16 protein-coding genes are annotated in these 22,440 nt (G+C 68.9%); 6 read left to right on the forward strand and 10 right to left on the reverse strand.

Annotated features, from left to right (window positions below; genetic code table 11):
* Positions 1-716, forward strand: a 716-nt coding sequence (locus C3488_RS28965; RefSeq protein ID WP_146067944.1) for a cysteine desulfurase/sulfurtransferase TusA family protein, incomplete at its 5' end; no start/stop codon positions are given.
* A 47-nt stretch (positions 717-763) separates the two neighbouring features.
* Here C3488_RS28965 and C3488_RS28970 read toward each other — a convergent pair.
* Positions 764-1,738 (reverse strand): carbohydrate kinase family protein, encoded by a 975-nt coding sequence (locus C3488_RS28970; protein ID WP_103843856.1) that lies wholly within the window; start codon positions 1,736-1,738, stop codon positions 764-766.
* A gap of 132 nt (positions 1,739-1,870) precedes the next feature.
* On the opposite strand from C3488_RS28970, the gene C3488_RS28975 reads away from it, so the two are divergent.
* On the forward strand, positions 1,871-2,086 hold the full coding sequence (locus tag C3488_RS28975) for a hypothetical protein (protein ID WP_103843857.1): 216 nt from the start codon (positions 1,871-1,873) through the stop codon (positions 2,084-2,086).
* Between the two features lie 165 nt (positions 2,087-2,251).
* Positions 2,252-3,778: a hypothetical protein gene (locus C3488_RS28980; RefSeq protein ID WP_103843858.1), complete on the forward strand. Its 1,527-nt coding sequence runs from the start codon at positions 2,252-2,254 to the stop codon at positions 3,776-3,778.
* 76 nt (positions 3,779-3,854) lie between these two features.
* Here C3488_RS28980 and C3488_RS28985 read toward each other — a convergent pair whose 3' ends face one another.
* A complete protein-coding gene (locus C3488_RS28985; RefSeq protein ID WP_055491910.1) occupies positions 3,855-4,211 on the reverse strand; it encodes an iron-sulfur cluster assembly accessory protein in 357 nt (118 codons plus the stop codon).
* Positions 4,212-4,532: 321 nt separating this feature from the next.
* Between C3488_RS28985 and nadA the strand changes: the two genes are divergently transcribed.
* Positions 4,533-5,717, forward strand: a complete 1,185-nt coding sequence (gene nadA, locus C3488_RS28995; protein WP_103843859.1) for a quinolinate synthase NadA — start codon at positions 4,533-4,535, stop codon at positions 5,715-5,717.
* Positions 5,718-5,832: 115 nt separating this feature from the next.
* On the opposite strand, the gene C3488_RS29000 is transcribed toward nadA, so the two are convergent.
* Complete coding sequence (locus C3488_RS29000) at positions 5,833-6,303, reverse strand: hypothetical protein (RefSeq protein WP_181139237.1); 471 nt, start codon at positions 6,301-6,303, stop codon at positions 5,833-5,835.
* A 423-nt stretch (positions 6,304-6,726) separates the two neighbouring features.
* Between C3488_RS29000 and C3488_RS29005 the strand changes: the two genes are divergently transcribed.
* Positions 6,727-7,650 (forward strand): hypothetical protein, encoded by a 924-nt coding sequence (locus C3488_RS29005; protein WP_103843860.1) that lies wholly within the window; start codon positions 6,727-6,729, stop codon positions 7,648-7,650.
* Between the two features lie 476 nt (positions 7,651-8,126).
* Here C3488_RS29005 and C3488_RS29015 read toward each other — a convergent pair whose 3' ends face one another.
* From C3488_RS29015 to C3488_RS29025, 3 genes are all read right to left on the reverse strand, one after another.
* Complete coding sequence (locus C3488_RS29015; protein ID WP_103843862.1) at positions 8,127-8,423, reverse strand: hypothetical protein; 297 nt, start codon at positions 8,421-8,423, stop codon at positions 8,127-8,129.
* A 383-nt stretch (positions 8,424-8,806) separates the two neighbouring features.
* Positions 8,807-9,274: a hypothetical protein gene (locus C3488_RS29020; RefSeq protein WP_103843863.1), complete on the reverse strand. Its 468-nt coding sequence runs from the start codon at positions 9,272-9,274 to the stop codon at positions 8,807-8,809.
* A gap of 104 nt (positions 9,275-9,378) precedes the next feature.
* Positions 9,379-17,862 (reverse strand): DNRLRE domain-containing protein, encoded by an 8,484-nt coding sequence (locus C3488_RS29025; protein WP_258053741.1) that lies wholly within the window; start codon positions 17,860-17,862, stop codon positions 9,379-9,381.
* A 480-nt stretch (positions 17,863-18,342) separates the two neighbouring features.
* On the opposite strand from C3488_RS29025, the gene C3488_RS29030 reads away from it, so the two are divergent.
* On the forward strand, positions 18,343-18,810 hold the full coding sequence (locus C3488_RS29030; RefSeq protein WP_258053742.1) for a hypothetical protein: 468 nt from the start codon (positions 18,343-18,345) through the stop codon (positions 18,808-18,810).
* A 288-nt stretch (positions 18,811-19,098) separates the two neighbouring features.
* Here the strand turns inward: C3488_RS29030 and C3488_RS29040 are convergent, their stop codons facing one another.
* The 4 genes from C3488_RS29040 to C3488_RS29055 all read right to left on the reverse strand — a co-directional run bounded on the left by C3488_RS29040 (position 19,099) and on the right by C3488_RS29055 (position 22,257).
* A complete protein-coding gene (locus C3488_RS29040) occupies positions 19,099-19,773 on the reverse strand; it encodes a response regulator transcription factor (RefSeq protein ID WP_103843865.1) in 675 nt (224 codons plus the stop codon).
* A 22-nt stretch (positions 19,774-19,795) separates the two neighbouring features.
* The gene (locus C3488_RS29045; protein WP_181139238.1) at positions 19,796-21,025 is read right to left on the reverse strand and encodes a sensor histidine kinase; all 1,230 of its coding nucleotides are present in this window, start codon (positions 21,023-21,025) and stop codon (positions 19,796-19,798) included.
* A 130-nt stretch (positions 21,026-21,155) separates the two neighbouring features.
* Positions 21,156-21,434 (reverse strand): hypothetical protein, encoded by a 279-nt coding sequence (locus C3488_RS29050; RefSeq protein WP_103843866.1) that lies wholly within the window; start codon positions 21,432-21,434, stop codon positions 21,156-21,158.
* Positions 21,435-21,459: 25 nt separating this feature from the next.
* On the reverse strand, positions 21,460-22,257 hold the full coding sequence (locus C3488_RS29055) for a PspA/IM30 family protein (protein ID WP_103843867.1): 798 nt from the start codon (positions 22,255-22,257) through the stop codon (positions 21,460-21,462).
* Between the last annotated feature and the right edge of the window lie 183 nt (positions 22,258-22,440).

Here is a 22,440-nt window from a genome sequence, read left to right on the forward strand (position 1 = left end):
CGGACGAGCGCGAGTCGGGGCGGGCGGCCGGGTTCGAGAACGTCCCGGCGATCGTGGCGGCCGCGGCGTCGCTGCGGGCGGTGCGGGCGGAGGCGGCGGAGGAGGCCCTGCGGCTGCGGGAGCTGACGGAGCGGATCCGGGCGCGGGTGCCGGAACTGGTCCCCGATGTGGAGGTGGTGGGCGATCCGGTGCGCCGGCTGCCGGGGATCGTCACCTTCTCCTGTCTCTATGTCGACGGGGAGACGCTGCTGCACGAGCTGGACCGCGCGGGCTTCTCCGTCTCGTCCGGTTCGTCCTGTACGAGCAGCACGCTGACGCCAAGCCATGTGTTGAGGGCGATGGGGGTGCTGAGCGAGGGCAACGTGCGCGTGTCGCTGCCGCCGGGGACACCGGCGGAGGACGTCGAACGCTTCCTCGCGGTGCTGCCGGAGGCGGTGGCGGGGGTCCGGGAGAAGCTGGGGGCGCCCTCCCCGCGGACCGCCGGGCCGGAGGACGCCCTGGTCGTCGACGCCCTCGGCAAGCGCTGCCCGCTCCCGGTGATCGAGCTGGCGAAGGTCTTCGGGGACGTCCCGGTCGGCGCCACGGTCCGCGTCCTCGCGGACGACGAGGCGGCGCGCCTGGACATCCCGGCGTGGTGCGAGATGCGGGGACAGGAGTACGTCGGAGAGGAGCCGGCGGAACGGGGTTCGGCGTACGTGGTCCGCCGGCTCTCCTAGTGCCCCGGCAGGGGGCTCATGGCACCTGCTGTGGCCCCGCTGCGGCCTCAGGCCAGGTGTTCCTGGACCTCCGCGGCGGCCTCGTCCCCGTACGCCTTGGTGAAGCGCTCCATGAAGTGCGCCCGCCGCAGCTGGTACTCCTGGGTGCCCAGCGTCTCGATGACCAGGGTCGCGAGCATGCAGCCCACCTGGGCCGCCCGCTCCAGCGCGACCCCCCACACCAGCCCCGAGAGGAAGCCGGCCCGGAAGGCGTCGCCGACCCCGGTCGGGTCCACCTTCGCGGTCTCCTCGGGGACTCCGACCTCGATCGGGTCCTCACCGGCGCGCTCGATGCGCACGCCGCGGGAGCCGAGCGTGGTCACCCGGTGGCCCACCCGGCCCAGGATCTCGGAGTCCGACCAGCCCGTCTTGGTCTCGATGAGCCCCTTCTCGTACTCGTTGGAGAAGAGGTAGGTCGCCCCGTCCAGCAGTATCCGGATCTCGTCGCCGTCCATGCGGGCGATCTGCTGCGAGAAGTCCGCGGCGAACGGGATGGACCGGGAGCGGCACTCCTCCGTGTGGCGCAGCATCGCCTCGGGGTCGTCGGCGCCGATGAGGACCAGGTCGAGACCGCCGACCCGGTCGGCGACCGTCTTGAGCTCGATGAGCCGGGCCTCGCTCATGGCGCCCGTGTAGAAGGAGCCGATCTGGTTGTGGTCGGCGTCGGTGGTGCAGACGAAGCGGGCCGTGTGCTGGGTCTCCGAGATCCGCACGGAGTCCGTGTCCACTCCGTGTCGGTCCAGCCATGCGCGGTACTCGTCGAAGTCGGAGCCGGCCGCGCCGACCAGGATCGGCTTGGTGCCGAGCTGCCCCATACCGAAGGCGATGTTCGCGCCCACCCCGCCGCGGCGTACGTCGAGGCGGTCGACCAGGAAGGAGAGGGAGACCGTGTGCAGCTGGTCCGCGACGAACTGGTCGGCGAAGCGGCCGGGGAAGGTCATGAGGTGGTCGGTGGCGATGGAGCCGGTGACTGCGATACGCACGGCTAGGACACGCTCCTGGGGCGGTGGTGATGGACAGTTCACGCTACCCGGTCCACCGGGCCCTCTGAAGCAGGCAAAACTACCCGATGGTAGATCTTTCCCGGTGGGCCCGGGCCTGCCTACGGTGCGGCCATGACGAAGCTCGAGGTCCTCGGCACCGCCCCGCTCGGCACGGAACCGGAAGGAGACCTGGCGTCGCTGCGCGGCGACTGTGCCCGCATGGTCCCGCACTGGGCCGCACCCGCGAAGGCCGCTTCCGCGCCGGTCTCACCGTCCTCGATCCACGGCGTCAGCGTGCCGTCCGCCTCCGCCCGCCTCCTGGACGCGATGTCCGACTACGGGGACTGATCCCGCGCCCGGCCGCGCCCGGCCGACCGGCGCGAGGGAACCGTGCGCTCCCCCGCCGCGTCCCATCGCCGTCCCCCGTAAGAGGGAGGCGGGATACGACCCATCGTGCCCTTTTCCGGCACGGCGGGGTCTCCTGGGACAGCGTGGAGCCGAAGGAGCGATGCGGTGAACACCGAGCGACCCGACGACGTGAGCGAGACCGCGGACGTCCCCGAGGGCGGGGGCGGCGCCGTGCCGCGACGGCGTTCCCCGGTGGTGGTCGCCTCGGTCGCGGCCGCGGTCCTGCTGGTCGGGGGCGGCGGGGCGTATCTGGCCACGAGCCTGTCCGGCGGGGCGGGCGGCTCCTCCGCACCGGGCGGTGACGGCGCTCCCCCGGCGCTGGCCCTCGACGGCCGCGGCGGGGTCGGCTCGCCGGGCATCGCGGTGGGCGAGCCGAACCCGTACGGCACGACGTACCGCGCGGCGGGCAAGCTCCCCAGTGGCCCCGGGTCGGCACCCGTGTACTGGGCGAAGGGCGAGGTGAAGCGGGACGAGGTGGCCCGGCTCGCCAAGGCGCTGGACGTGAGCGGCACGCCGCAGCGGGCCGGCGACTCCTGGACGGTGGGCGGCGGCAAGGACGGGGCCCAGCCGCTGCTGCGGGTGGCCGGGCAGGCGCCGGGGATGTGGACGTTCAGCCGGTACGGGCCCGGGTCCGACAACCTGTGTCAGGGCAGCAAGGTGTGCGCCTCCGCGCAGGGCTCCGCTGAGGGCTCCTCCTCCGTGGTGAGCGAGGCCGGGGCGAAACGGGCCGCCGCTGCGGTGCTGAAGGCGCTCGGCCAGGACGGCGCCAAGCTGGACGCGCACCAGGTCCTCGGCTCCGTGCGGGTGGTGAACGCCGATCCGGAGGTCGGCGGGCTGCCCACGCACGGCTGGTCGACCGGTCTCCAGGTGGCCGCCGACGGCCTCGTGGTGGGCGGCAGCGGCAATGTGAAGGCGCCGGTCAAGGGAGCGGCGTATCCCGTGCTCGACGCGAAGCGGACGCTGGAGCTGATGAACGGCGCGCCGTCGTACGGCCGCAAGGGCATCGGCGGCTGCGCCAGTCCCGTACCGCTGAAGGACCGGGACGAGCAGCCGTGCGGGGCGTCCACCGCGGCGCCGAAGCGGGCGTCGGCGACGGTGGACGGCGCGGTGTTCGGGCTGGCCCGGCACTCCGTGAACGGCCAGGCGGTGCTGGTGCCGTCGTGGCTGTTCGAGGTACGGCAGACGGGGGCCGGGGACGGCCTGACGGTGACGTATCCGGCGATCGACCCGCGGTATCTGACCACTCCGCAGCCGCCGGGGCAGCCGGGCCGGACGCCGTCCCCGGGTACGAGTGCTCCGGGCGGGACACCGTCCGCGGCGCCCGCGCCCACGAAGCACGACGTGAAGGTGATGGGCTACACCGCCGACGGCCAGGACCTCACGATCGCCTACGAGGGCGGGGTGTGTGCCGACTACGAGGCGTCCGTGAGCGAGGGCTCGCGGAAGGTGACGGTGACCGTGACCGAGACGCCCTGGCGGGGCAAGGTGTGCATCATGATCGCCAAGGTCTACCACGAGACGCTGCACCTCGAGGCGCCGCTCGGCGACCGCCAGGTGGTCGGTTCGGACGGCACGCCGATCCCGAAGGGAACGGTGCCCGCCGACGGGGCGGGGCCTCCGCTCGCGCGTTAGGAGCCTTGGCGGATGGACGAAGGCGGCGCCCCCGGATGGGGGACGCCGCCTTCACACGCCTACTGGTGGGCGCTGCTCAGCTGAAGGAGTCGCCGCAGGCGCAGGAGCCCGTCGCGTTCGGGTTGTCGATGGTGAAGCCCTGCTTCTCGATGGTGTCGACGAAGTCGATGGTCGCGCCGCCCAGGTACGGGGCGCTCATGCGGTCGGTGACGACCTTGACCCCGCCGAAGTCCTTCTCCACGTCGCCGTCGAGCGAGCGCTCGTCGAAGAAGAGCTGGTAGCGCAGGCCGGAGCAGCCGCCGGGCTGGACCGCGACGCGCAGCGCCAGGTCGTCACGGCCTTCCTGGTCGAGCAGGGCCTTGACCTTGGCCGCGGCGGCGTCGGTCAGGATGATGCCGTCGGTGACGGTGGTGGTCTCGTCCTGTACGGACATCTACATCTCTCCCGGGTTGTACGGAGACTGCTTGCCGACGAGTGCAACCGGCGTGGCCGCGGATTCATTCCGGGCCTGCGCGCGTCTTTTCGCGTCTCGCTTCTTCCTCATGCTCGCACACACGCCGGAACACGCACACCGGCCTGTGGAGGGACGGCCGTGGGCGGACCGGGATTCACGTCACATCGACGCTATCGCCATCGTCAAAGTGACGTGAAGCGGTTATGATAGATAGCGTCAATTCGACGAAAAGGCGTGTCCAGCATGTCCCGCCGGCCCTCCCCGGGGCCGGCGAGCCGCAGAACAGAAAGGGTGCGTGCCGTGACCACCGCCCAGACCCAGGAGCTCGACGTACAGCCGACGCCCCTCGCCCTCCTGCTGCTCGGCCGCGAGGCCGACCCGAAGAGCGAACGGGGTGTCGAGTGTCCCGGCGAGCTTCCCTCCCCGTCCGACCCGGACCTGGTCGAGCGCGCCCGCGCGGCCAAGGAGAAGCTGGGCGACAAGGTGTTCGTGCTCGGGCACCACTACCAGCGCGACGAGGTCATCCAGTTCGCGGACGTCACGGGCGACTCCTTCAAGCTGGCCCGGGATGCCGCGGCGCGACCGGAGGCCGAGTACATCGTCTTCTGCGGTGTGCACTTCATGGCGGAGTCGGCGGACATCCTGACCTCCGACCACCAGAAGGTGGTCCTGCCCGACCTCGCGGCCGGCTGCTCCATGGCCGACATGGCGACGGCCGAGCAGGTCGCCGAGTGCTGGGACGTGCTGAGCGAGGCGGGGATCGCCGAGCAGGTCGTGCCGGTCTCGTACATGAACTCGTCCGCGGACATCAAGGCGTTCACGGGCAAACACGGCGGCACGATCTGCACGTCGTCGAACGCGAAGCGGGCGCTGGAGTGGGCGTTCCAGCAGGGTGAGAAGGTCCTGTTCCTGCCGGACCAGCACCTGGGCCGCAACACCGCGGTGCGCGACATGGGCATGTCCCTCGAGGACTGCGTCGTCTACAACCCGCACCGCCCGAACGGCGGCCTGACCGCCGACGAGCTGCGCGCCGCGAAGATGATCCTCTGGCGCGGCCACTGCTCGGTGCACGGACGCTTCAACCTGGACTCGGTGAACGACGTGCGGGAGCGGATCCCGGGCGTCAACGTGCTGGTGCACCCCGAGTGCAAGCACGAGGTCGTGACGGCGGCGGACTACGTCGGTTCGACCGAGTACATCATCAAGACGCTGGAGGCGGCCCCGGCGGGCTCGAAGTGGGCCATCGGCACGGAGCTGAACCTGGTCCGCCGCCTGGCGAACCGTTTCGCGCCGGAGGGCAAGGAGATCGTCTTCCTCGACAAGACGGTCTGCTTCTGCTCCACGATGAACCGCATCGACCTCCCCCACCTGGTGTGGGCCTTGGAGTCCCTGGCCGAGGGGAACCTGGTGAACCGCATCGAGGTGGACAAGGAGACGGAGGCGTTCGCGAAGCTGGCGCTGGAGCGGATGCTGGCTCTGCCGTAGTGGCGAGGTGGTGCTGACGTGACAGTGCCCCGGCCGCCCGCCCTCACCGGCGCCGGGGCACTGCCCTGCGCGTACGGGTTCCGCCGCAGAGCCGTCGGACCGTCGGATGCGCCGGTCAGTTGCGGTCGCCGCTCGCTGCACAAGCTCCCGTGGCCACCGCCCGCCCTCCAGGCGCCCTTCCGTGCAACCTCAGATAGAAGCGCTGCAGGGACTCCTCGGGTCCGCCCGCCTCGAAGCGGTTGCCGACCTTGCCGAGCGGGTTCCAGATCCGCCCGTCCGGCATGCGCACGCCGACCGGCTGCCCGAAGTAGGCACGCTGGTCGGCGTCGAAGTCCACCCACACCGCCCCCGCGCGGCGCACGAGCACCTCACCGACGTACGCTCCGATCCCGAAGAGCGCGTCCCGCGCCCTGTCCCGATCGGCGCCGCCCTTGCGCAGCCCGTCGATGAGGAAGTCGACGACCCGCAGACTGGCCACGGAGTAGTCGAGCGGCAGCCGGTGGCGAGCGGTGACACGCGCGACGAAGCCCGCGGCGTACCGCCTCATCTCACCGGCACTCACCACACGTTCGCTCCCCCTGGCCATGGCCCCCCATCCCTTCGCTCGGCGCGGGGGAAGCCGAACCGATTCCCCCGCTTGACCAAGCGGATGCCGTCTCTTGAACATCACAAGTCATGGGCATGGCAATCGTCACATGGAAAAGTCACAGGCGGCGTACAACCTTTTCACCGCTCACGCGTCCCGCTCACCACACCCGACTGGTGGTGCTCCTACCGGGTCGCTCTCGCGGCGCGCGGCGTCGACGAGCCCCCAGGACGCAGGGCGGGCAGGCCGGCCGCGGCGCGCGCCGGTACCGCCCTCGCCGCTGTGCGCGGTGGTCACCGCCAGGGTGTCGCGTCCGGCGTCAGAAGGGCCTGTATACGGCCTTCGTCTCGACTGTCCGCGCATTGGTGACGGGGCCGCGGCTGCTGTATAACCAGGCGCTCGCGATCGTGGAGGAGTACCCGCATGAGACCCCGTTCCGCTGCCGCCCTGGCGGTTCCCGTCCTGTCACTTCTGCCCCTCTCCCTGACCGGGTGTTCCGGAGGTGGCACCGGCGGGACGGAGTCGGCGGCCACCGGAATGCCGGCGGGGTCGACGTCCGGGAACGTCGATGCCAACGGGCGGAAGGGCGGGAGCGAGCAGGCGGAACCGGCCGAGCCGCGCACCCCGGAGGAGTTTCTCGCACGGGCGCGCAAGGCGATGTCCGCGGAACACGGATGGACCTTCGCGGTGAAGGGGAACGAGGGCCTGGTGGTGCAGGGCCGGCAGAACACCGCCACCTACACCGCCACGGTCCGGCGGACGCAGCAGCCCGAGGCGCTGCACTCCACCGGGACCACCTACACCAAGGGCACCGCCAAGCCGGAGGAGGTCTACCTCGTCGGCGGAACGGGTTACGTCCGGAAGGGCGGATCCGGCGCGCAGTGGAAGAGCGGTCCCCTCTCCGACCCCGAGATCGCCGACGTCGTCGAGGACCCGATCGCCGCGCTGGAGGCCTTCCGGACGTACGCCCGGGAGGAGAAGACCGGTGGCGGCGTCTCGGTGGACACGCCGGCCGGCCGGGCCGAACTGCGGGTGACCGTACCCACCGCCACCCTGCCGACAGTGCGGCAGCGAGCCGTCGTCAAGAATGCGGTACGCGAACTCACCCCCACTTTGCGGCAGTTGCGCGCGGCGGGCGTCGCGGCTCCCGAGAGCCGGATCAAGGTCGAGCACGTCGAGGAGGACCTGACCCTCGACTCCACCACGTACCGGATCACGTCCCACCGCTTCCGGTGCACCTTCCTCATCCCTTACGGCGCCCAGAGCATCCGCTACACACAGGACGTGACGGAACGCACCGAGGGCGTGTTCAGGGGGGTCATCGAGCTTCCGGCGGGCGTGCGGTGAGCGAACCGGTGGATGCACCGACGCCGGCGCCTCACCGATGCAGTATCAGTTGGCTGCCGCCCCTGGCAGGCGACGAAGGCCGACGACATCCCTCCTGCGGCGACGCGGAGACGTACCGAAGAAGACGACCTGCCCATGCATGGTCGACGAAGAGCCGAGCGAGTGGTAACTGCGCAAGCTAAGGCACGGGCGAGGGACTCCTGCTCCAGTGCCCGTTCCTCCAGCGGTCGCTCGGATCCGGCCGAGGAGACCCCGCATGATCTCCTCGGCGGGTTCTTCTACGCAGGGGGCGCGGCGCGGGCTCGGGTTGACGTAGATCAGCCCGGTCCCCAACGCCAGCGCGACGGCCGGCGTGATCGAGCGGCCCGCCGCGCCCGCCGTGTCGCGGGGGCGGCGGGCCAGGACACGCGGGGTGATCGCGAGGGCCGAGAGGACCGACGCGACCACCAGCGCGTCCACGGGTACCCGCACGTCCGTCACGTGTGCAGGTACACCTCGCATGTCGCGCCCGTCCGGTGGACGACCACCCCGATGAGTCCGGTCGCGTTCGCCGACCGGACGTACCGGCCCGGGAGGACACCCGACGGTTGCGGGCGCCCAAGGGCACGACAAGACGGCCGCCTCGCATCGGCGTCACTGTCCGACCAGCCGTGGTACTTGGCGAAGACCTCGGTGGCGACGATGCGGTGATCCGCCGGCGTCGTCGTGCGGAACCGGTTGCCGGCCATGAAGCCGGGCACCGCCCAACACGGCAGCTGCAACACGGCGGCCATCGGCTACGTGTCGTCCGCAGCGCTGGCGTAGTAGCCCATCACCTTCGCGGACGGTGGCACCTTGAGGTCGAAGTCCCTGAACGCCTGTTCGGAACTCACGTCGGTAGGCGGGGCGGTGTGATCGGTGCCATCGCACATCGGACGGGTATGGACTGCAGGGCGTGTCGAGAACCGACAGCTCTCCGGTCAACTGCCCGCCGCTCTGACTTCAACTCCTTGGCCACCGCGCACGGCCAGGGCCTGCGCCGTCTTGCGACGGCGCACCCATCCGCGCAGCACCTGCCCGTTCCTCGGCGGTCAGTTCCAAGGGCACAAGCTTCAGACTCGGCACCCGCCCACCCTGCAAGCCACCGAAGAATGAACGACTCAGGACACCAGCACGTCTACGACGCCCTCAGCTCTCCGACCATGCCGATCAGCTTCCGATGGGCCGGGTTTTCTTGGAAGGTCGGATAGCGCCGAGAAATGAATTCCAATACCTCGCTGGAGAACCTGAAGGCGACGGCCAAGAACTCGGCGACCGCGCAGTGCCCGAGCACGGGATCCCAGGACCTCGTCACGGTCACCGTTTCGCCATCGAGCGTGAAGTGAATCAGCAGATCGTTCTCCGTGAAGCTGATGCGCCCGGGATTCCCCTGCCGAATGTCGCGGGCCGCAAGAAGCAAACAGAAGACGAAGTCGAGGGCTGGTGTCCCGGGGAATGCTTCGCTTCCGAACTCATCAGTGGTGATGGACACTTCCATTTCGAAGTACTCGTACCGTAGGTCCATCTCGCTGGCACCCACCAGCTTGGCGAGCTTCTTGTCGTTGAGCGCCCGCATGGAGTCCGGGACAAAGGTGATGTCAAACATTACGCTCCAAGACTGCAATCGGAGGATGTCGAGGTCTGTGCGGTCGGTCGCCCGCACCGCAGAGGAGCGGTGCGGGCGAACCGACGTGCCAGGCGAACGGATTCCTACGGAATGGGGTGAGCGGTTCTCAGGCTGCCATCCGGGTTCAGAACTACCTTGATCCCGTACGCTCTGTTGGTCCCCAGGCCCCGGGCCTGCATCTCACTGAGGATTCCCACGCCGTCGGGACCCGCGTTGACCCTGCCCTCGTAAACGTAGCCGTCACGTCCCCCGTCGTTGGGCTTGGCAGGGTTGTTCTTCACAACCTGCTGAATCCACTGTTGTACCTTCTTGCCCTTACCGATGAACGCGCCCTTGGTGCGCGGATCGTACTCCGAGCCACCGATGCGGTGCCTGTCGAGGACATGCTGCCAGCCATCGTGATCATCGGTCTTCCAGGTGATGTCCGGGTTCTGCGCACCGGGGTCCGACGGGTCGAAACGAGGACCACTGCCACCGCCACCGCCCGATGAACCGCTGTCGGAGCTTCGCAGATTGCCCAGGTCCTTGCCGAGGTTGGTCGCCCCGTCGACAGCCATCGTGGCCCCACCGTACGCGGTCGCGAAGCCGGTTGCCGCCACAGCGGCGCCGGCCACACACGACAGGCCGAGCGTCTCGATGCCGCCGGCGATGCACATGGCAGCGCCACCGACCATCATGTCGGCGCCACCGAACAGGCCTGCCACGCCGAGACCGGTCTCGAGGAGATCGCCGCCGATGTCGGACAGCGTGTCGGAGTTGTCGGAGAACCAGTCCCCCACTGCCGAGGCGGTGTCCGAGCACCAGTCGCACCAGCTATGACCATCGAGCTCGATGTTGGTGGTCGGGTTACCGCCGGTGAAGGCGTACCGGTTCCCGGTGTACGGGTCGGCGCCGAGGCTCATGTCGGCCAGGGCCCCGTTGTACATGTCCCGGGTGGTGAAGCGGTTGAGCCCCGGGTCGTAGTCGCGGAAGCCCATGTCGTAGGTGCCGGACTGGGCGTCCCAGCGCTTGGCGTTGTAGCGGTAGGGGTTGTACGCCTCCTTCGTGGGGTCTGCGGCATCGGGCTTGTCGATGCCCGTGAACTCGGACTCATCGTCGGAGCCGTAGGCCGTGTAGCCGTACGTCGCCTTGGTGTCGCCGTTCTTGTCAGTGAGGGTTTCGACGTCGGTGTGGCTGTTGTAGCTGTAGTAGCCGTCCTCAGTCGTGCCGTCGGTGTTGTACTTGATCTGCGAGAGGCGTTCGCCCCACGGGCTGTACTGGTAGGACTTGGTGAGCGTGCCGGCGACCTTCTCGTCCAGGACTTCGCTGGACAGGCCCAAGTACTCGTAGTCCGTGGTCTTGCCGTTGGCGGTTTCTGAGGTGGTGCGGTCGAGCGGGTCGAAGGTGTACGTGGTCGACTTCAGCGCTCCAGTGCTGTCCGCCTTCTCGGACTTGATGACGTGGTCGAAGCCGTCGTACGTGTTCCGCTGAACGATCTGGCCGCCGGTGGTGACTGACTCTTCGCGGCCAAACGGATCGTAGTTGTAGTTGGCTGTCGCCCCGGACGTGGTCGCGGTCAGCAGTCGGTTGCGGTCGTAGTTGAACGCAGTCGTGATGCCCTGAACCGTCTGGTTGATGACGTTGGCGTTGTTGTCGTGGACGTACGTCTCCGTCGCTGCGCCGTTGCCCGTTTTCACGGTCTTCGCCAGGCGGTCGGCCGGGTCGTATGTGTAGTCCGTGGTGGAGGAGAGGTACGCCGTGTGGTCGTCGGCGTTCATCTTCTTCGCCACGTCCTGCGCCTTGTTCCCGTTGGGGTCGTAGGCGTAGGTGTGCGAGGAGACAAGGGTGCCGTTGGGCTTCTTCTCCGTGGTGGACCTGGCCAGGCCGTCCAGGAAGTACGTGTAGTCAACGGTGTTGCCGTTGGCCTTGGTCTCCTGGAGCTTCTGCCCGCGGTCGGTGTACGTGTATGACGTCACCTTCGGCGACGCATCCGTGGCGGACTTGCCGACCGAGACCGTCTTCACCAGCTCACGCAGGTCGTACGTGTACTTGGAGAACTGGTCGGGGTGCGTGATCGTGTCCGGCTTGCCGTCCGCGTCGTACGCGTACGACGTGGACTTTTTCTCCACACCGGCGAGCGACTCGGTCACCTTCTGGACCTGGTTGAGGCCGGTGTAGGCGATCGTGTATGCGTCGATCTTCGCCGTCGACGACGTGTCGTCGATCTTGGTGAGGTTGCCGTTCGCGTCATAGGTGTACGCGAACGTCTCCTTCTCGTTGTCGGTCTCACCCGAGTTGTCGCGGACCAGCTTCACCCCATCGGCAACGACCGTGCCGCCGCTGTTCTGGAACAGCTGCAGCTTGGCCGCGTTGCCCTGGGTGAAGGAGTACGAGCCCAGCGAGACCCAGGTGCCCTGGTTCGCGGTCGCGTTCTGGTCGATCGTCTTGTCGACCGCGCCGGTCGCGTGGGTGAGCGTGTACTTGGCCGTCGTCGCGGCACCGGTGACCTTCGGGAACTTCACGTACGCGGTGTACGTGCCGTCCTCGGGGATGTTGAGCGTCCACGTGAAGGCGTCCGTGCCTGTGCCCGCCGCGTGGGTGAGGTGGTTGTAGCCCTGCTGGCCGGTGATGTCACCGGAGGTCCAGGTGCCGGTCTTCGACGTGTTCTGGGTGTCGGAGTTGTCGACCAGCACCACCGCGCTACCGACCGGCACACCGTCGTCCGAACGCGACTTCAGCTTGCCGTCCGGGTAGTACGACCACGTCATCGTGCGGTTGGAGGAACCGCCCGCCGACGTCAGCGTGCGGGCCGTCTGCTGGCCCAGCTCGTTGTAGTCGTAGCTGGTGGCGATGTCCCACGGGTCCGTGGAGGACTCCACCCAGCCGTTGTCGTAGTAACTGTAGGTGGTTTCGTTGCGGACCGTCTCACCGTCCGACGGCGGCAGCGAGGTCTTCGCCACCCGGCCGACCGCGTCGTACGTCGTCTGGGTGTAGACGTTCGGGTCGTTGTAGCGGGCGTCCGCCGGATCGTAGGGCTGGTACTGCTTGATCGGGCGGTTCAGCGCGTCGTACTCGGTGCGCTGCGTGAACGCCGTGGTCGTGCCAGCGGCGACGGCCCGAGGTGTGATCACCTTGGTCGTGTTGCCGACCTGGTCGTACTCGTACTTCGTCGTGTTGTACGTAATGGTCGACGTGCCGTCGTGCGGGACCTTGACCTGGATCTGCTTGCCGCGCTCGTCGTAGGTGATGAGCGTGGTGTTGTTCTCCGCGTCCGTGGTGGAGACGACCAGGCCGTCCTTGTCGTAGGCCTTCTTCGTGGTCTTGCCGGCCGCGTCCGTGACGGCCGTGACCCGGTGGTCCAGGTCGTATGCCGTCTTGGTCGTGTAGTCGGTCGTGTCGGTCGTCGCGTTCTTCTTCGGGTCGATGACCGTGACGACGTTGCCGGCGTTGTCGTACTCGTAACTGATCTTGTCGTTGTCGGCGTTCACCACCGACGTCAGCTGGTAGATCGCGTCGTAGTTGTTGGTGGTGACATAGTCGGTGGAGTCCGACGTGGTCAGGTTGCCCTTGGGCTCCGTCGTCGTCTTGAGGTTACCGACCTTGTCGTACGTGTAGGTCGTCACCCGGGCGTCCGACGTGGCCGCGTCCTTGGGCTCCTCCAGCGACGTCACCTGGTCCGCCGCGTCGTACACCGCCTGGTAGACGGCGCCGTTCGTCGCCGTCGACTTGGTGACGTTGTCGTTCGCGTCGTACTCCGGCGCCGGAGTCGTGATCAGGACACCCTTGTCCTGCTCCTTGGGCACCTTCTTCACCAGCGGACGGCCGAACGTGTCATACGTCTGCGTGGTCACCTTCTGATTGGCGTCGGTGACCTGCGTGACCTGGCCCCGCTCGTCGTACACGAACAGCGTCGACTTGCTCAGCGCGTCCGTGATCGTCGTCGGATAGCCGGTCGGGCCGAAACCGCTGTACGTCGTCGGATTGCCGTTGGCGTCCGTCGCCTTGGTCAGCTCGCCATAGGAGTCGTACGCGTACGTCGTGGTGTAGTCACCCGCCGTCGACGTCGCGACACCCTTCGGGTCCGTGACCGACGTCAGGTTGCCGAACGAGTCGTAGCCGAACTGCCAGGCACGGCCCTCCGGGGAGGTCTTGCGGAACAGGTCGGCCGAGTAGCCGTCCGCACGCGTCTGGTACTCGTACTTGGCCGCGTTCGGCGGCCACTTGGTCGTGTCCGACACACAGGTGGTCGTCTGGTCGGGCACGCCCGCCTTGTTGTTCTCCGCATCGCGCTGCCAGAGCGGGTAGCCCGTCTTCTGGTCGTAGCAGTACGCGGTCTTGGCGCCGTTGGGCTCCTCCAGGTAGGTGACGTTGTTGTCGGCGTCCCACGACATCTTCGTCGTCTCGGACTTGGCGTTGGTCGTCTGGACCGGGCGGCCGAAGTCGTCCGTGACGTACTTCGTGGCGTGCGACTCGGCGTCCGTGACCGTGGTGTCGGTGAACTTGGTGTTCGCGGTGTCGGCCGCGTACGCGAAGTCCGTGGTGCCGCCGATGCGGTCGGTGATGGTCTTCGTCCACCAGTGGTACTTCGGGTCGTCGCCGGTCTGCGGGGCGTAGTACGACAGCTGGGTCGCGTTGCCGCGCGGGTCGGTGGCCTTGACCAGCTTGACGTTCTTGTTGCCCTGGGTGGCGTCGTAGGTGAACTTGAAGACCTTCGGCTGGGAGGAGCCGTCACCGTCGGTGAACTGCCCCAGCAGGCCCTTCGTCGTGTAGTAGAAGGAGATCTTGCGGACGGGCAGGCCCGAGACGGATGCGGAGATGTCCGTGATGGACTTGATGTGGTCGTAGATCTTGGAGTTGGTCAGGTTGCTGCCGGTGACCTTGGCGCCGGTGTCGTCGATGTAGTCGTACGACGCGTCGCCTTTCTTGTAGTACTCCACCGTCAGCGACTGCCGGCCCGCCGGGTCGGTGATGTACGTGAGGAACTTCGTCGGCTTGTTGTTGGACTTGCGCTCCTCGTACGTGTACGTCTGCGTGTTGGAGTTCTTGTCGACGATCGACGTCAGGTAACCGTCGCAGCCGAAGTAGAACCGCGTGCCGTCCGGGCGCAGCAGCGTCCAGGCGTCCGGGACCGGGTCCTTGTCCGGGGTACAGTCCAGGCCCGCCTTGGCCGTCACCTTGTAGTGGACACCGGCGGGGGCCTTCCAGGTTCCGTCGGCCTGCTTGGTGAAGACGTGGGTGGTGCCATCCCCGTCGGGGAGGCGGATCTCGGTCGGGTTGGGGTTGGGGTGGAAGTCCAGCGGAGCCCCGAGCCGGATCGGTCCGGCGAGCTGCGCGGACCAGCCCGCACCGGAGACCGTGTCGGAGGTGTCGAGTGAGTTGTAGGCGAAGCGTGCGAACGTCGTCAGCCCGCGGCCGGGGTTGGTGAACGCGTTGTAGGACCAGACGGTGTTGCCGGAGGCGAGGTTGTTCATCACCGTCGAGCCGGCACCGGTGTTCTTGCCCGTGTAGGAGTAGAACTTCTCCAGGCCCAGCGCGTCGGAGGTCGGGTCCTCCACCGCCACGTTCTGCTTCAGCGGCTGGATGCTGGTGTTCGTCGCTGACAGCCAGGAGCCGTCGGAGACCTTCTTGACGTCCCAGCCCAGCACGTAGTCGGTGCGCTTGCTGCCGGAGTCGGAGTTGATCGGTGTCTTGACCTGCGCCTGGATCGTCGCCGACTGGCCCGGGTTGAGGGCCGGGATTGCCGTGGAGAGCTGGTTGCCGCCGTTTGTGACGTCCGTGCCGTCCGGCAGCTTCCAGGTGTACGACAGCACCCGCTCACCGGACGCCCACGCACTCGACGTGGTGTTGGTGACCGTGAAGTCCACCGTGTACGTCGAGTTCGGGGTCATCCGGGCCGGGGTCTGCGGCGCGTAGTACGTGTCATCCGTCGTGGAGTCGACGTAGATCACCCGCAGCAGCGGGCCGAGCTGGGGATCGGACGCCTCCGAGCTCAGGAACAGGGTGCGCTCCTGCGGGCCGGTCGACGTCTCGTCCTTGAGTTTCACCAGGGCGCCGTGGTTGGAGGACGGGGTCTTGGTCCAGCCCTGGGTCAGGGAGGTGGCGTCCCACCAGTGCCGGCCCACCTCGGACACCTGTGCCACCGTGTCGGACACCGTCGCCGAGTAGTCGCCGCCCGCCGTCGTCCACGCGGTGGTGGAGGTGGCGTTGTTCCAGGTGGCCTGGGTCTCGTTGAAGTCCTTCGTCAGGCCGTGGAGTTCGTAGATCGCGCCGTTGGTTCCGGTGGTGGTCTCCGCGCCCCACATGAAGAGGCGGGATTCCAGGATCGTCGCCGTGGTGGGGATGGCGGAGGTGTTGAAGTCCAGCGCCGCGCGGGCCTTGCCGTAGGTGGTGGAGTTGTTGCCCACCTCCAGCCACTTCTGGCCCACCCCGTACGAGGCGATCGTGTCCTCGTTCGTCGTCGGCTGACCCGAGGACAGGGTCGTGTCCGACACCGCCGAGGTGCCCTGCAGCAGCCGCATCGTCCGGCCCGCCTTGGGCACGCCCACGATGCGCGTCGGGGAGCCCAGCAGCTGGCCGTTCTTCGTCTTCACCGCGAGCTGGTAGTAGTACGACCGGCCGATCTCCACCGACGACGAGTCCGGCGTCGGGGTCGCCGTCGTGTCCGTGTAGGCGGTCGCCGACTTGTCGATCGGGGCGACCAGGGTGGCCGCGGACGGTGTGAACGCCTGCTGCGTGGAACGGTGCAGCTGGTACTCGACGATGTCGTAGCCCGAGTCACCGGTGGTGTTCGAGTACGCCTTCCAGGACAGCTCCGGGCCGGTGGAGTGGATCACCGTCGGCGAGTTCAGCGTCGTGCCGATCTTGCCGTACGTCACCGTCAGCCGCGGAATCGTCGCCGTCTCGCCGCCGTAGTCGCCGTCACCGGACTCGTAGCGCGGGCCGCCGGTCGGCGCGGTGGAGGACTCGTCCGTGGCCTTGAGGACGAACCCGTTGTTCGCCGACGTGCCGTTGATCCACTGCTGGACGGTGTCGGTCACGGGGAACTTGTGCCACTGGTTGTACTGACCGGCGCCCTTGGTGATCGTCGCCGGGTTCACCCAGCGCACCGCGTCCGCGATCACCGCCGTGGAGGTGGACGCGGGACCGTCGCCGAGGACGACCTTGCCGGCCGTGCCCTGCGAGAAGTTGATCTCGTTCCCGCCGTTGAGGGAGGCCCACACCCCGTTGGTGCCCGACTGCTGGTTCACCGTGTACGTCGTGGACCCGCCGCTGCCCGTCACCGTGTACGGCGCGTTGGTCGCCCGGTCGGCACCCGCCACGTAGTGCACGTCGACGCGGTAGGAGTCGCTCTCCGGGAGCTTCGGCTGCCAGGTGTAGGTGTCCCCGGCCACCGAGTCCTTGTTGGAGTGGTAGTCCGAGCCGATCCCGGACGACGACGACGTCGCCGGCCAGGTGCCGGTCGCCGCCGTGGTGCCCGCATCGCCGTCGTCGACCTGCACGCTGGTGCCGGACAACTCGCCTACCAGCGACGAGGTGTTCGACCAGGTCGCCGTGGACTCGTCCCATGCTCCGGTCGCCCGGTAGGCGCCGATGGTGACGTTGTTGCCGTTGGTGGTGTGCGCCTGGTCGTAGTACATCTCCAGGCGCGCCGAGTCGATCTTCGTACCCGACGGGATCTCGCTCAGCGGGAACTTGATCAGCGAACGGGAGATACCCGTGTCCGTCTTGCCCGCCGACAGCTTCCACGTGGTGTTGAAGTTCGTCGACGCCTGATCCGACAGGACCATCGTGTCCTGCGAGTCCGTCGGACTGGGCGCGATCGTGATCGTCGGGTCGATCACCACCGGATACCGCCGGTCCTTCGACGCCAGCCACCGCGTGTCCGGCGTGACCGTCAGCTTCCAGGACTTCCCGTCCCGGGTCAGCTTCTGGGTGACCTTGGTGCTGTAGGTCTCCCCGAAGACAGACTTGTCCGCCTTCTTCGCATCCGTCATGAACGGCGCCGGGATCACCATGACCGGGGTGTTCGGCAACTCCCCGTACAGCGCGATCGAGCCGTCCTTGCGGGCCTTCGGCACCAGCCCCTCGGTGTTCAGCGTGAAGGTGAACCTCAGCGGACCGGACGGGCGCCGGGCGAGGGTGATGTTCTCCTTCACCCGGCCGCGGCCGACGCCGTAGGAGATCTCGGCGCCGTGCGTCCGGTCCTCGTACGTGACCGTCGAGCCCTTCGCCTTCGGCTCCAGCCGCTTGCCGGCACCCTCAAGACCCAGCGTGACCGACCGGCCGTCCGGCGACTGGAAGCGCAGGAGGCGGCCGGCGTCCGAACCGAACCAGCTCCGGCCCTCGTTCGTCGTGTTGGAGAACTCGAAACCCTTCGCCGACGAGGCGCGCACCGAGGTGTCGATCGGCTTCCATGCCTTCGACTTCGCGTCCCGGTAGGAGGTCGGCAGCGCCGACAGCTCCGCCTGCACCCGGCCGTCCGAGAGCTGCCAGAAGCGGGCGTTCGCCGTCCGGCGGCCCGTCAGCTCCCGGACGCGCTTCGCCTTCGGCGCGATCCTGCCCTTCGGCAGCTTCTGCCTGTCCGCCATCTCCAACTCGTCATGCGACGGCGGCTTTCCGTTTTCTTTGCTATCCTCAAACCACCCCTTGACGGTGTCGATTATTCCCTTTCCGTCACCGTCGGAGGCGGGGGCCGCATAGGCGATCTGGGGCAGCGCGGTACTTGTCACCGCGGATACCACCAGGCACGCCAAGAGCCTGCCCGATCTGGATCTCACGCCACACCTTTCCTGGACATTCGTCATCGAAACAGCTGCCCGCGCACGTCTTCCATCTGGGATGACGGCAGATCACAGGCAGCGGCGCCGGGTTTCTAGTCACGCGGCCGACTCGGTGTCAAGCGATCGGACATACGTGGAACTTGGGGGGTTCCCCGGCACTTGAGGCCGAATCGACCGGCCCTATTGCCCGATATTTCCGCTCGCTGGAAAAGGCGATTCGGAGTGGTGTATAAACGCCCGGCTCCAACCCCCAGAACCCGAGCATTCTGAATTTCAGGGAGACCATCCATGGGCGGCGAAACCCAGGAATCCGAAACGGCAGGGAAGCCGACCGGCGACCGCCTCGGCCTGGTCATCGGCGGTGCCCTGCTCGCCGCCTGCGCGGGCCTCGTCCTCTACGGCGTGCTCGACACGGGCAAGGACGACAGCAAGCCGGAACGCCGTATTCCGACCGCCTCGGTGACGTACGAGGTGACCGGCACCGGCACCGCCGACATCACCTACCAGGCACGCAGCGCATCCGGTGAGGCCACCGTGGTCAAAGCCGCCGCGCTGCCTTGGCACAAGACGGTGGACGTCCCGCTCGGCAAGGAACCGACCGTCAGCATCGTCCTCGGCGAGAAGGGCGGTCAGGCCCGCTGCGCGCTCGCCGTCCGCGGCAAGCACGTCCAGAGCGCCACCGCCAACGGCACCTTCGGCCGGGCCACATGCTCCGGCGTGCTGCCACCCGCCGAAGACGGCGAGCAGCAGGGCTGAGCCCGACCAGTCATCCCGTTGAGCCCAGCCCACGCACCGATCAGAGAGGGGCGTTTCATCCGAGAAGTCCGCCGGCCCGCCGTCCCCGGCCGCGGCGCCGGGATCTTCCTCCACGTCAACGGCTCCGGAGCCACAGCAGGCTGCGTCTCCGTGCCCCGCGCCACGAGGGACCGGATCATGTCCTGGATCGCCCCCGGCAACCACCCTCGCATCGCCATCGGATGACCGGCATGCAGGAGGGCACGGACAGCTCCCCGGCAACCGGTGGACAGAGCGTCCCGAGCCCGCTCAGTCCACCCGTGGGCGCACCAGCCCCGACTCGTACGCGATGACGACGAGTTGTGCCCGGTCGCGGGCGCCCAGCTTCGCCATGGCGCGGTTGACGTGTGTCTTCACCGTCAGCGGGCTGACCTCCAGGCGCTCGGCGATCTCGTCGTTGGAGTGGCCGCCGGCGACCTGGACGAGCACCTCGCGCTCCCGGCCGGTGAGGGTGTCGAGCCGGTCGGAGTGGGCCGGGTCGCGGCCGTCGTCGCCCTGGGCGAGGAACCGGGCGATGAGCCCCTTGGTGGCGGCGGGCGACAGCAGTGCCTCGCCGCCGTGCGCGACGCGGATGGCGTTCAGCAGGTCCTCCGGCTCGGAGCCCTTGCCGAGGAAGCCGGAGGCGCCGGCGCGCAGCGACTGCACGACGTAGTCGTCGACCTCGAAGGTCGTCAGTATGACCACCCGGACATGGCCGAGGGCCGGATCGGCGCTGATCAGGCGGGTGGCGGCGAGGCCGTCCGTGCCGGGCATGCGGATGTCCATGAGGACGACGTCGGCGCCCCGCTCCCTGGCCAGCCGTACCGCCTCGGCTCCGTCGGACGCCTCGCCGACCACCTCCATGTCCGGCTCGGAGTCGACGAGCACGCGAAAGGCGCTGCGGAGCAGCGCCTGGTCGTCGGCGAGCAGGACGCGGATGGTCATACGGGCGCTCCCTGGGCGGCGGTCACACGGTCTCCCCGGCTGCGGTCGTCGTGTGGTTCTCGACCGGCAGGATCGCATGGACCCGGAAGCCGCCTCCGTAGCGGGGACCGGTGGTGAGGGAGCCGCCGACTGCGGTGACGCGCTCCCGCATGCCGAGCAGGCCGTGGCCGCCGTGGCCGTCGTCGTCGCCGGGTGGGCCGTCCTCGCCGGGGCCGTCGTCGAGGACCGTGATCTCCACGTCCGGGCCCACGCGGACGACGCTCACCTCTGCCTTGGCGGTGGGCCCCGCGTGCTTGCGCACGTTGGTGAGGGCCTCCTGGATGACGCGGTACGCGGCCAGGTCCACGGCGGCGGGCAGGGCCGTGCCGTCGTCGGCGCCGGCGACCTCCACGGGGAGCCCTGCGCTGCGGAAGGTGTCGGCCAGCTCGTCGAGGCGGGCGAGGCCGGGGGCGGGTTCGGTGGGGGCCTCCGGGTCGCCGGACTGGCGGAGCAGGCCGACGGTGGCGCGGAGTTCGTTGAGTGCGGAGCGGCTGGCCTCGCGGACGTGGGAGAGTGCTTCCTTCGCCTGGTCGGGCCGCTTGTCCATGACGTGGGCGGCGACTCCGGCCTGCACGTTGACCAGGGCGATGTGGTGGGCGACGACGTCGTGCAGGTCGCGGGCGATGCGCAGCCGCTCCTCGGCGACGCGGCGGCGGGCCTCCTCCTCACGGGTGCGCTCCGCGCGCTCGGCCCGCTCCCTGATGGCCTGCACGAAGGCCCGGCGGCTGCGCACGGCGTCGCCGGCCGCAGCGGCCATGCCGGTCCAGGCGAAGAGACCGAGGTTCTCCTGCGCGTACCACGGCAGGGGGCCGGCGAGCATGGCGGCGGCGGTGAGCACGGTCATGGTCAGCAGGCCGACGCGCCAGGTGGTGGGGCGGTCGGTGGTGGAGGCGACGGTGTAGAGGGCGACGACGGCGGACATCGCGACGGGGGCGCGCGGGTCGGCGGTGACCAGTTCCACGAGGGACAGGGCGACGGTGACGGCGAGGACGGCCATGGGGCGGCGCCTGCGGAGGACCAGCGCTGCCGCGCCGAGCACCATGAGGACGAGGCTGAGGGCGTCGGGGGTGCGGGCGCCCCAGGTGGCGCCTTCGCCGTGGGGGTCGGCGAAGGAGGTGGCCAGCATGGCCACGAGGACGCCGAGGGCCAGCACGGCGTCCAGGGCGAGGGGGTGGGCGCGCATCTGGCACCGGGTGCGTTCCAGGGTGCTCACGGCTCTCACGGTACGGGGCGCCTGCGGCGGGCGGAACAAGGGCCGAGGGTGCCCGCCGGAGCGCGTACCGTCCGGGGGCCGCTGACCCCAGTCCCCCGCCATCGGCACCTCGGCTCAGCAGTGCCGCCTGTCAGCCCGGGATCAGCCCGTCCCCGCTCAGCATCTCCCGGACCTCCTCCAGGCTCGCGTCCGGCGACGGCAGGATCAGCTCCGACGGTTCCAGGGAGTCGTCCGGGAGTGGGGCGCCCAGACGGCGGACCTCCTCGAGCAGTGCCGTCAGGGTACGGCGGAAGCCGGCCTCGTCGCCGTGCTCCATCTCCGCGAGCAGGTCGTCGTCCAGCTTGTTCAGCTCGGTGACGTGGGCGTCGTCCAGGCGTACCTGCCCCTCACCCATGATCCGTACGATCATGTCGCCTCCTCGGGCGCGAGACCGGCTACTGCTTGTCGAAGCGCGGGGTGTCCTGCGGCTGGGACTGGTTCTGACCCTGCCCGGTGCCGCCCTCGAGCGCCTGCCGCTGGTCGGACGAGCCTCCCGCCAGCTCCGCCTTCATGCGCTGCAGCTCCAGCTCCACGTCCGTACCGCCGGAGAGCCGGTCCAGCTCGGCCTGGATGTCGTCCTTGGCCATGCCCGAGGGGTCGTCCAGGGCGCCGGAGGCCAGCAGCTCGTCGATCGCGCCGGCGCGGGCCTGGAGCTGGGCCGTCTTGTCCTCGGCGCGCTGGATGGCGAGACCGACGTCGCCCATCTCCTCGGAGATGCCGGAGAACGCCTCGCCGATCCGGGTCTGCGCCTGGGCCGCCGTGTACGTCGCCTTGATGGTCTCCTTCTTCGTGCGGAAGGCGTCCACCTTGGCCTGCAGCCGCTGGGCCGCCAGCGTGAGCTTCTCCTCCTCGCCCTGCAGCGTCTGGTGCTGGGTCTCCAGGTCCGTCACCTGCTGCTGGAGCGCCGCCCGCCGGGACAGCGCTTCGCGGGCCAGGTCCTCGCGGCCCAGCGCGAGCGCCTTGCGGCCCTGGTCCTCCAGCTTCGACGACTGCTGCTGGAGCTGGTTGAGCTGGAGCTCCAGGCGCTTGCGGGAGGTGGCCACGTCGGCCACGCCGCGGCGCACCTTCTGCAGCAGCTCCAGTTGCTTCTGGTACGAGTAATCGAGGGTCTCGCGCGGGTCCTCGGCCCGGTCAAGGGCCTTGTTCGCCTTCGCGCGGAAGATCATCCCCATACGCTTCATGACACCGCTCATGGGCTTCGCGCGCCCCCTTCTGACCGACTCCGGCTCACAGTCCTGCGACAGAACCCACAGTACGGGCCCTGCATCCATTACCGCACTGTTCGGGAACGGATGCGGTCATCCCCAAGGACGACTGCGTACGGTCCCGCTCCGGCGTAGGGAGTAGGCGTCCCCCGGGCTTGTGTACGGGGAGAC

The organism is Streptomyces sp. Ru72 (genome assembly GCF_002920635.1).
GTDB lineage: Bacteria > Actinomycetota > Actinomycetes > Streptomycetales > Streptomycetaceae > Streptomyces.